Annotated in this window: 8 protein-coding genes and 1 pseudogene; 3 read left to right on the top strand and 6 right to left on the bottom strand. The window is 71.9% G+C overall.

Annotated elements, in window-relative coordinates; genetic code table 11:
• Positions 1-54: 54 nt before the first annotated feature.
• Together ACGFYV_RS29375 and ACGFYV_RS29380 are read right to left on the bottom strand one after the other, a co-directional pair.
• Entirely contained in the window at positions 55-798 is a 744-nt protein-coding gene (locus ACGFYV_RS29375; RefSeq protein ID WP_393881522.1) for a LuxR C-terminal-related transcriptional regulator, read from the bottom strand.
• A complete protein-coding gene (locus ACGFYV_RS29380) occupies positions 795-2,087 on the bottom strand; it encodes a PspC domain-containing protein (RefSeq protein WP_393881523.1) in 1,293 nt (430 codons plus the stop codon). The genes ACGFYV_RS29375 and ACGFYV_RS29380 overlap by 4 nt, the downstream gene beginning before the upstream one ends.
• A 442-nt stretch (positions 2,088-2,529) precedes the next feature.
• On the opposite strand from ACGFYV_RS29380, the gene ACGFYV_RS29385 reads away from it, so the two are divergent.
• Positions 2,530-3,951, top strand: a complete 1,422-nt coding sequence (locus ACGFYV_RS29385; RefSeq protein ID WP_393881524.1) for a PspC domain-containing protein — start codon at positions 2,530-2,532, stop codon at positions 3,949-3,951.
• Positions 3,938-4,150 carry a hypothetical protein gene (locus tag ACGFYV_RS29390; RefSeq protein ID WP_393881525.1) on the top strand — a complete coding sequence of 71 codons (213 nt, stop codon included), beginning with the start codon at positions 3,938-3,940 and terminating at the stop codon, positions 4,148-4,150. The genes ACGFYV_RS29385 and ACGFYV_RS29390 overlap by 14 nt, the downstream gene beginning before the upstream one ends.
• A 208-nt stretch (positions 4,151-4,358) precedes the next feature.
• Here ACGFYV_RS29390 and ACGFYV_RS29395 read toward each other — a convergent pair whose 3' ends face one another.
• The 4 genes and pseudogenes from ACGFYV_RS29395 to guaA all read right to left on the bottom strand — a co-directional run bounded on the left by ACGFYV_RS29395 (position 4,359) and on the right by guaA (position 9,209).
• Complete coding sequence (locus ACGFYV_RS29395) at positions 4,359-4,886, bottom strand: DoxX family protein (RefSeq protein ID WP_393881526.1); 528 nt, start codon at positions 4,884-4,886, stop codon at positions 4,359-4,361.
• 160 nt (positions 4,887-5,046) lie between these two features.
• Positions 5,047-6,331: pseudogene (locus ACGFYV_RS29400) on the bottom strand (hypothetical protein).
• Between the two features lie 240 nt (positions 6,332-6,571).
• A complete protein-coding gene (locus ACGFYV_RS29405) occupies positions 6,572-7,366 on the bottom strand; it encodes a class II aldolase/adducin family protein (protein WP_393881527.1) in 795 nt (264 codons plus the stop codon).
• A 262-nt stretch (positions 7,367-7,628) separates the two neighbouring features.
• The gene (guaA, locus tag ACGFYV_RS29410; RefSeq protein WP_393881528.1) at positions 7,629-9,209 is read right to left on the bottom strand and encodes a glutamine-hydrolyzing GMP synthase; all 1,581 of its coding nucleotides are present in this window, start codon (positions 9,207-9,209) and stop codon (positions 7,629-7,631) included.
• Positions 9,210-9,524: 315 nt separating this feature from the next.
• Between guaA and ACGFYV_RS29415 the strand changes: the two genes are divergently transcribed.
• Entirely contained in the window at positions 9,525-9,854 is a 330-nt protein-coding gene (locus ACGFYV_RS29415; RefSeq protein WP_393881529.1) for a chorismate mutase, read from the top strand.
• Positions 9,855-10,438 lie beyond the last annotated feature (584 nt).

The following is a 10,438-nucleotide window of genomic DNA, read 5'->3' on the forward strand; positions in this document are numbered from 1 at the left end:
GACCGGCCCCGTAGGGAACGGCCTCCCCCGAAAGGCCGGCCTCCCCGTAAGGGGTCAGACCAGGCGCCGCGCCGTCGCCCACCGGGTCAGCTCGTGGCGGTTGGACAGCTGGAGCTTGCGCAGGACCGCCGAGACATGGGACTCGACCGTCTTCACGGAGATGAACAGCTGCTTGGCGATCTCCTTGTAGGCGTAGCCCCGGGCGATCAGCCGCAGCACCTCGCGTTCGCGCTGGGTGAGACGGTCCAGGTCCTCGTCGACCGGCGGGGCGTCGGTGGAGGCGAAAGCGTCCAGGACGAACCCGGCCAGGCGCGGGGAGAAGACCGCGTCGCCCTCCTGGACCCGGAAGATCGAGTCGATCAGGTCGGTGCCGGTGATGGTCTTGGTGACATAGCCGCGGGCGCCGCCCCGGATCACCCCGATCACGTCCTCCGCCGCGTCCGACACGGACAGCGCGAGGAAGCGCACGGGCTGCTCGGCGTCCGCCATCAACGGCGTGCACCGGCGCAGGACTTCCACTCCGCCGCCGCCCGGCAGGTGGACGTCGAGGAGGACCACCTCGGGTCGGGTCGCGGTGATGACCGTGACCGCCTGATCGACGTCGGCCGCCTCCCCGACCACCTCGACGCCGGTCTCGGCGGTCTGCCCGATCTCGGCCTGGACGCCGGTGCGGAACATCCGGTGGTCGTCGACGAGCACCACCCGTACATGCCGCCCGCCCGCGTCGCCGCCGGCGCGTCCGGACCCGGCCGCCTCCGCCGCCTCCGTCGTGCCGTTCCCCTCGGTCGCGTCGCTCATGACGTCTTCTCCGCCCTCTCCATCTCCAGCTCGACCTCCGTGCCACCGTCCGGCACCGACCGCAGCCGGGCCGTTCCGCCGTTGCGTTCCATGCGGCCGATGATCGATTCTCTGACGCCCATGCGGTCGGCGGGTATCGAGTCCAGGTCGAAGCCGGGGCCGCGGTCGCGGACGGACACGAAGACCGTCCTTCCCTCGACTTCGGCGTAGACCTGTACGGCACCGCCCTCGCCACCGTACTTGGCGGCGTTCACCATCGCCTCGCGCGCGGCCTGCATCTGTGCCCCTGTCCTCTCGTCCAGCGGGCAGTCGCCGACCACGACGACCTCGATGGGCACGCCATGCTTGTCCTCGACCTCGGCGGCGTTGCGTCTGACCGCCTCCGCGACCGTGTCCGGCTCGTCGGCCTCGTCCTTGCCGGTGCCCTCGGGCTTGTACAGCCAGGTGCGCAGGTCGCGTTCCTGGGCGCGGGCCAGGCGGCGGACCTCGGCCGCGCTCTCGGCGTTGCGCTGGATCAGGGTGAGGGTGTGCAGCACGGAGTCGTGGACATGGGCCGCGACCTCGGCGCGCTCCTGCGCACGGATGCGCATCAGGCGTTCCTCGGAGAGGTCCTGGGTCATGCGGACGAGGTAGGGGCCGGCGAGCAGGGTGATGCCGACGAGGACGATGATCGCGGCCTGCAGGACCGCACCGAGGTGGGCCACCGAGCCCTGCAGGACGAAGATGGCGGAGACGCCGGCGGTGACCAGCAGGACACCGGCGCCCGCCCGCACCAGGCTGAGGGTGCGCCGGCGGCTGCCGACCTCGACCCAGCGGGCCCGCCGGGCGTTGTCCGCCTGACGCCAGACCAGGGCGACACCGGCCGCGACCAGGACGGCGGGCAGGAGATAGGCCTTGGCCTGGTTGGTCACGTTGACGCTGCCCACGAAGACGATGGACACGGTGACCATGAGGAGCAGGGCGACGATCTGCCCCTTGTCCGGCTTGCGGGCCACCAGTCTGCGGCGGCCGTCCGGCGAGGTCTCGGTGCCGACGATGGACGACGGCTTGTGATCGCCGACGCCGCCGACGCCGAGCGGGACGAAGAACCAGAACGCGGCGTACAGCAGCGCGCCGAGCCCGTTGGCCATGGACAGGCCGACGAAGGTGAGTCGCACCCATCCCACGGGCAGCCCGAGATGCCCGGCGAGGCCCCGCGCCACTCCGCCGAGCCAGCGGCCGTCACCGCTGCGGTAGAGCTTGCGCGGCGGCCGCGGGTCGTCGAGTGGCGCTGCTGCGGCTTCCGGCATGCCATCGATGGTCACATGCCCGCGGGGGCGGAGCATCAGGGTCCGGCCCCTAGGGGGTGTCGTTTGGATCAGGCCGGCCTGGACCGACAGTGCGGACCGGCCGACCCGAGCGGGGTCTGGTGCGTGCAGATGCAAGGCGGAGGAGGGAGTCGACGCGATGGGGGTCCCCCCGCGCGAGCGAAGCCGAGCGTGGGGGAGTCGGCGATCGACGACAACGCCGCAGATGTGCGTGCCAGGGCCCGCGACGCCGGGATGATCCAAACGACACCCCCTAGACTCCCCTGATCTTCGAGCGGGTCTCCCCGATCCCCGATCGGCCTGCCCGGAACGGGGTCCCTTGCCGGGTTCGAACACCTCCCGGTCTCGTCTCGGGGCCGATATCAGGGTTCGTCCAGGGTCGTCCCGACTGCCGTCGCGACCGGCGGCCCGTCACCATGGACGCATGACGGATCACGAGCACGCCGCGACGGGTCCGGGACCCGGCTCCGGCCCGCGCCCGGCCCCGGGCACCGGACCGTCGGATGCCGCGCCCGCCGCGGCAGCCGAGGCCCCGCCCCGCTTCCGCCGCGACCGCCGGCACAAGATGATCGCCGGTGTGTGCGCGGGACTGGGGCGGCACACCGACATGGATCCGGTGATCTACCGGATCACCCTGGCCGTGCTGGCCGCGACCGGCGGCGTCGGCCTGATCTTCTACGGCTTCGCCTGGCTCCTCGTGCCGTACGAGGACGAGGAGGAGAACGAGGTCCGCAAGCTGCTGACGGGCCGGGTGGACGGACAGGCCCTGGCCGCCGTGCTGTTCGCGCTGGTCGGCTGCGGAATCATTCTGACCACGCTGCGCAACGGCGGGGTGCTGGCCTTCGCCGTCGTCCTCTCCCTGCTGCTGGCGAGCGCCGGGTACTGGTCCAGACGCCGGGGAGCTCCCGATCCCGATCCGCTGTCCGCGCAGGCCGCCGCCGACGCCCCGCCGGAGGCCCAGGCACCGCCGATGGACATCGTCTTCCCCTCCTGGTGGCGGGACCCGATCGTCAAGGACGGCACCCACGTCGGCGGCACCGGATATCTCTGGGGGCCCGGCGAGACCCGCAGACAGGACCTCGCCTCGGCCCTGGACATCAGGATCGAGACTCCCTGGACCGCCCATGGGTCCATACGCACCCCGAGCGCCGGCCCCCCGAGACCGCGCGGCCCTCGCGGCCCGCACTGGATCGGCGGCTGTGTGTTCCTGTCCGCCCTGCTGGCGGGTGGTCTGGGCTCCGGCCTGACCTGGGACACGCGTCCGCTCGGCACCAGCTTGCAGATCGGTCTGGCCTGCGCGCTCGCGGTGTTCGGGCTGGGCATCGCACTCAGCGCGTTCCTCGGGCGCACCGGGTCCGGCTCGGTGTTCCTGGCACTTGTCACGGCGGCACTGCTCGTCGGCGCCGCGGCTCTGCCGAAGGACATCACGTCGCACTGGAAGGAGACGTCGTGGAAGCCCGTCGCCGCCGCGGACGTCCGCTCCGCCTACGACCTCGGCACCGGTGTCGGCACCCTGGACCTGACCAGGGTCCACCCTGGCACGGGGCAGACGGTGGCCACGCGTGCCCAGGTGGGCGCGGGCAGGCTGAAGGTGATCGTGCCGGCGGACACGACCGTGCGGCTGAGCATCGATGTGGGTGTGGGTGACATCCGGTTGCCCGGTGACAACAGGAAGAAGGACGTGGACGTGCAGCCCGGCAGACACAAGGACGTCACCCTGGACCCGGCCCTGGGCGGCAAGGGCACGGGCACAGGCACAAAGGGCAGAGGCACAGGCACAGGCACGCTGAAGGTCACGCTCCAGGTGGGCGTCGGACAGGTGGTGATCAGCCGTGCTGCGTCATGAGTTCCAGCCCGGGAAGCTGGTCGCCGGGCTCTCCCTGACCGCCGCGGCCATCCTGTACGCGGGGGACGCGCGGGGCCTGTGGGAGATCCCGTGGTTCGTGGCGATACCGGTGATCGTGGGCGGGCTGTGCCTGGCCGGCATCGCGGCGGGGGTGGCCCGGGGTGTACGGCGCAGACGGCGCGGTGCCGCCGAAGGGTAGGCCCTGGACGCGACCGCCTGCCCTGCCGGGGGCAGTCGGTGTCCGGATCGGTCCTGCGTGGGTCGTCCCTGCCGAGGTACCGGGGGCGGTCCCGCCGAGGTGCCGGGGGCGGTCCCGCCGAGGTGCCGGGGGCGGTCCCGCCGAGGTACCGGGGGCGGTCCCGCCGAGGTACCGGGGTCGTCTCTGCCGGGGTCCGCTCAGTAGCCGCTCAGTAGCCGCCCGTCCAGCGCCGTCGTCGGGAGCGCAGGGCCGCGTCGAGGGACAGATAGGGGGTGCCCGCGAGGACGAGGGGCAGCCAGGCCATCAGATAGGCGAGGTCGTTGCCGTAGTAGTAGGGGGTGGAGGACCAGCTGACGGTGAGCCACAGACTGAGGGAGATCAGCGCGCCGCCGAGGGCGGCCAGCCGGCCGAACAGCCCGACGAGGATGCCGATGCCGACGGCCAGCTCGCCGAGGGCGACGGCGTAGCCGAAGCCGACCGGGTTCTTCAGGGCCATGTCGACCATGGCCGGAATGGCCGCCGAGCTGCGGACCCCGCGCATCGTCTCGCCGATCGAGCCGGCGCCGCCGGACTTCATGAAGGCGCTGTCGGTGAGCTTGTCCAGACCGGCGTAGACGAAAGTGACGCCGAGGAAGACGCGCAGGGGAAGGAGGGCGTAATGCGCCGCGGTGTCCCGCCAGCCGCGGTCACGGTTCAGTAGCGTGGTGCGCGTGTCGGTTCGAATACCTTGAGTCATCGCTGCTAGCCGCCTCTCGCCCGCCGTGGCCAAGTCCCACAGGGACGATACGTATGACGGGAGAGGATGGTTCAATCCTGTCCCGGACTTTTTTCCGGATTCCGGCGCACTGGACATGGGTCGGGGCGAACGTGGGTCAGGGCTCGGTCTGCCCGGGGTGTCAGTCGGCCACCTCGACCGGGTACCGGTTGGTGGCCGTCCCGGCCGCCGTCACCACCTGGACCTCCATCGGGCCCGGCTCCACCTCGGCCGGAACGGGGACGGTCAGGACGGTGTCGGTGGGGTTGCGGAAGCCGCCGGTGACGGGGACGAGCGGGACCTGGACGTCGACGGCCGATACGGACGACCATCCGGGCGAGGCGGTCGGCGCTCTGTGCGCCGGGCGGGACGAAGCAGGTGCCGCGGATCTCGATGTCGTCGCCGGTGCGGATCGGGCCGTCCAGGTCGCCGGGCTCGCGGGCGCGGACCACGGAGAGGATCACCGGGCGGCCGCCCTCGGCGTACTTGCCGGCCAGGTAGGTCGCGGCGGAGATCAGTACCACGACCGCGAGCGCCCAGGGCAGGTCGGGCAGCTGGTCGGGGCGGCGGGCCAGCCGGACGGCGGCGAACAGCAGGGCGACGGCGCTGACGACGACGTACTGGATGTCGGCGAAGGCGCCCCGGCCGGAGTCGTCGGTCAGCAGGTCGGCGGGGCGCGGGCGGTGGGCCGGAACCTTCTGCAGCCGCTGGCCGGTGACGCGCAGTCCCACCACTCGGCGGACCAGGACGGCGATGCCGCACACCACGGCGAGGACGGTCGCCGTGCCCGCCCCGTGCGCGAGGTCGAGGCCGGAGAGCAGCGTGTCGCGGTCGGCGGGGTCGGAGGCGGCGGCCAGACGGCCGGCCAGCAGCAGGATCGCGTAGACGACGAACAGCACCCAGGCGGCGGCCACCGTGCGGGAGGTGGACATCCGGTTGTCCTCGCCGATCACCGGGGCGAGCGCCCCGCCGCGCGTCCGGTGGAGCCAGGAGGCGGCGGTCAGCGTGCCCGCGACGAGGACCGCGGCGACCAGCCCGGCCGTGCGCGCGCTGCTCCAGCCCGCGCCGATCGCGGTGAGCGCCTCGACGAGCAGCAGGACGGCGACCGCGCCCCACGCCACGTACGCCGTCCGCCGCCACAGCCCGGCCAGCCACGCCTCGCCCTCGGCGCGGGCGCGCTCGGCGACGGCCTGTGCGCGCTGGGCCAGTTCGGCGGAGACCCACTGCCGGGACGCCGACGCCGAGTGCGCCACGGCCGCGGGCAGGCCCTGTCCGGCGGCGAACTCGTCGCGTCGGCGCAGGAACGCGGCGACGGCCCGCCGGTGTCCCTCGCGGGCCCCGTGCGGGCAGTCCCCGCAGGTGCAGCCGCCCCCGTGGGGCTCCACGGCATCGGCTGCCGCGCCCTGTCTCGCCTCCTGCACCGCCACGCCCGACGCCTGCCTTCCCCATGACCCAGGACACGGCGGCCGACGTCACTCACCGTGCGCGCTCCGGCCCCGCAACTCCCTTGTATTGACTGCGAATTGTGCCCTACCTGAGCCAGTAGGGGTCGACCGGTCCGGGGTGTGGCGGGTGAAGCGCGGTGCGCGGTGTTGACCCGGCCGGGGGAACTGGGCGAACTGCGCCGCGACGGGGTGCTCAAGGGGTTCGGCTGAAGCCGATCCGGGTCAGCTCAGCAGGTCCGGTTCGCTGCGGCTGATGTCCTGCCACAGCGGCTGGTAGTTGATCCAGGCCACCAGGTCGCCGCCGAGTTGTTCGCGGGTGGCGACGGCCTGCCTGTGGTCGATGAGGACCGGGCGGCCGGCGGCCCTGGCCAGCAGCTGGACCTGGCAGGACCGGTCGAGGGAGAGGAACCACCAGGCCGCCGCGTCCACCGAGTCCCCGACGGTGAGCAGCCCGTGGTTGCGCAGCACGAGCGCCTTGCGGGAGCCGAGGGCGCCGGCGATACGGCGGCCTTCCTCGGTGTCGACGGTGACGCCGGTGTAGGCGTCGTACAGGGCGATGTCCTCGTAGAAGGCGCAGCTCTCCTGGGTGATGGGGTCGATCAGGTCGCCGAGCGCGGCGAGGGCGCGGCCGTGCACGGAATGGCAGTGGGCGACGGCGACGACGTCCGGGCGGGCCGCGTGCACCTGGGCGTGCACGGTGAAGGCGGCCTGGTTGACGTGGTAGCGGCCCTCGACGACCTGGCCGTCCTGGTTGACGAGGACCAGGTCGCTGACGGTGACGTGCTTGAACGGCATCCCGAACGGGTTGACCCAGAAGCAGTCGGTGAACTCCGGATCGCGCGCGGTGATGTGCCCGGACACCCCGTCCTCCAGCCCGGAGCGCCCGAAGATCCGCAGCGCGCCCGCGAGCCGCTCCTTGCGGTGCCGGCGTTCGTCCTCGGCCGAGTCGTGCATCGGCGGCATGGCGAACCGCAGCTGGTCGGTGGGCAGCGGCAGGGGCGGAGTGGGCCCGTGCATAGGTCCTCCAGCGTCGGGTTGTGCGTACGGCCGGAAGTTACCCCCGGCCAGCGCAAAAGGGCAGTGCCGTGCGGTGAAGAACACGTACGGGGAGCAAACACGACAGAGGCTCTCGCCGGGGCCGGATACGGGAAAGAGGCGGAACAGCCGTAGCCGTTCCACCTCTTTCACACGGAGCTCACAGTTCACAGCTCGGTTCACATGGAACTGAGTTCACGCGGAACTCAGTTCACACGGAGCCAGACCCGCGCGGAGCCGGCGCTCACTCCCACTCGATGGTGCCCGGGGGCTTCGAGGTCACGTCGAGGACGACGCGGTTGACGTCACGGACCTCGTTGGTGATGCGGGTCGAGATGCGGCCGAGGACGTCGTACGGCAGCCGGGACCAGTCGGCGGTCATGGCGTCCTCGGAGGAGACCGGGCGCAGGACGATCGGGTGGCCGTACGTGCGGCCGTCGCCCTGGACGCCCACGCTGCGGACGTCGGCGAGCAGGACCACCGGGCACTGCCAGATCTGGCGGTCGAGACCGGCCGCGGTCAGTTCCTCGCGGGCGATCGCGTCGGCGTCGCGCAGCAGGTCCAGGCGGTCCTTGGTGACCTCGCCGACGATGCGGATGCCGAGGCCGGGGCCGGGGAAGGGCTGGCGCTGGACGATCTCCTCGGGCAGGCCGAGCTCCTGGCCGACCATGCGGACCTCGTCCTTGAACAGCTTGCGCAGCGGCTCGATCAGCTGGAACTCGAGGTCCTCGGGCAGGCCGCCGACGTTGTGGTGCGACTTGATGTTGGCGGTGCCGGTGCCGCCGCCGGACTCGACGACGTCCGGGTACAGGGTGCCCTGGACCAGGAACTCCACGGCCGGGCCCGCGTCGGCGATGATCTCGGCCTGCGCCTGCTCGAAGACGCGGATGAACTCGCGGCCGATGATCTTCCGCTTCTCCTCGGGCTCGGTGACGCCCTTGAGCGCGGTCAGGAAGCGCTCCTCGGCGTCCACGACGACCAGCTTGACGCCGGTCGCGGCCACGAAGTCCTTCTCGACCTGCTCGGTCTCGCCCTTGCGCATCAGGCCGTGGTCGACGTACACGCAGGTCAGCTGGTCGCCGATGGCCTTCGCCACGAGGGCGGCGGCGACGGCGGAGTCCACGCCGCCGGACAGGCCACAGATGGCGCGCTTGTCGCCGACCTGCTCACGGATCGCGGCGACCTGCTCCTCGATCACGTTGCCGGTGGTCCAGCTCGGCTGGAGGCCGGCGCCGCGGTAGAGGAAGTGCTCCATGACCTGCTGGCCGTGCGTGGAGTGCATGACCTCGGGGTGGTACTGGACGCCGTAGAGCTTCTTCTCGTCGTTCTCGAAGGCGGCCACGGGGACGAGGTCCGTGGACGCGGTGACGGTGAAGCCCTCGGGGGCGGCGGAGCAGGCGTCGCCGTGCGACATCCACACGTGCTGCTCGGCGGGGGTGCCCTCGAAGAGGGTGGAGGAGGTGCGGGAGACGTGCAGGTCGGTACGGCCGTACTCGCGGGCACCGTTGTTGTCGACGGTGCCGCCGAGGGCCTGCGCCATCAGCTGGAAGCCGTAACACATGCCGAAGACGGGGACGCCGGCCTCGAAGAGCGCGCTGTCGAGCCGCGGGGCGCCTTCCTCGTAGACCGAGGAGGGGCCACCGGAGAGGATGATCGCCGCGGGGTTCTTGGCGAGCATCTCGGTGACCGGCATGGTGCTGGGCACAATCTCGCTGTAGACCCGCGCCTCGCGGACGCGACGGGCGATGAGCTGGGCGTACTGCGCGCCGAAGTCGACGACCAGGACGGTGTCGGGGGTGGCGGCAGCGGGAGTCGCTGATGACACGGGGTGCCTTCCGGCGGTTTGGGCGGGGGTCTGTGTCTCCGATTCTAACGGGGGTGCGGTGGGGCAGCTCCCGTCGGCCGGGGCCCCGCCCCGGTCGGGCAGACCGCGCCGTGGCATACTGGGTGCATGCACACGCAGACGACCTTCGCCTTTACCTATGGCAACCGGCCCGCCGGCTGCCATGGTCGTCCTGCTTGAGCAACGCCAAGCGACTTCCCAGGCGCCCCGGGCCGACAAGGCCCGGGGCGCCTGTCGTTTTCCGGGTTCTGCCGATCCGGGGCATCCCTCAGCCACCTCACGAGGAGCCCCGACACCATGAGCACCCCCACCACCACAGAGCCGCAGCAGGCCGCCACAGGGCCGGAGCAGGCCGCCACAGGGCCGGAGCAGGCCGTCGCGGGGCCGGAGCAGATCATCGCCGACGCCCGGGACCGCATCGACGCGCTCGACGACCGGATCATCGGCCTCGTCCAGGAGCGGATGGCCGTCTCCGGCGTCGTCCAGCAGACCCGGATCGCCTCCGGCGGACGGCGGGTGAACCTCTCCCGCGAGATGGAGATCCTCGGCCACTACCGGGACGCCCTGGGCAAGCCGGGCACCGCCCTCGCCATGACCCTGCTGGAGCTCTGCCGGGGTCGCATCTGAGTTCGAGCATGCCCTCACCCGTACGGCGCGTGACCGGCCCGCGCACCGCTTCGTTGAGTCGGTTGTCCGTGCCAGCCAGGGGCGGGCCCGACAGAACCACGCGTGGCTCGCTGGAGCGATGAGGCGTACGGGTCGTGCCGAACGCCGTGGGACCTCGCTCCAGGTAAGTGACCGGACGGCAGGGGACAGCAGCCCGGTCACCCAAGAGAACGGCCGGCTCCGGGGACGCCCGGAGCCGGCCGGCGGAAAACTGCAGAAAGCACCAGTGCCGGGTCGAACGGTCGCGGACGCCCAGGGCGTCCCGCACGATGCGCAGAAGCCCCCAAGTCCCCGCGCAGACAACGGCATCGTCCCGTCACCACCCGGATCGCCCGTCCGCCAGAGTTCAGGGCCGAAAAGCAGGCGGCGCACCCCCCGGCGCCGCTTCCAGGCACCGGCGCCGCCCTGACGCCGGTGCTGACGAGAAGGAGGGCCCCGCGGTCTCGAGTCCGATGCCGTTGGTTAATTCCGGGGCCTAGCGTGACGTCGGCCTTCAAGACCCGGTTGTGGTCTTGAAGGCCGACGTTGTCGTATGGGGTGGGTGG

It is taken from the genome of Streptomyces sp. NPDC048297 (genome assembly GCF_043201585.1).
GTDB lineage: Bacteria > Actinomycetota > Actinomycetes > Streptomycetales > Streptomycetaceae > Streptomyces.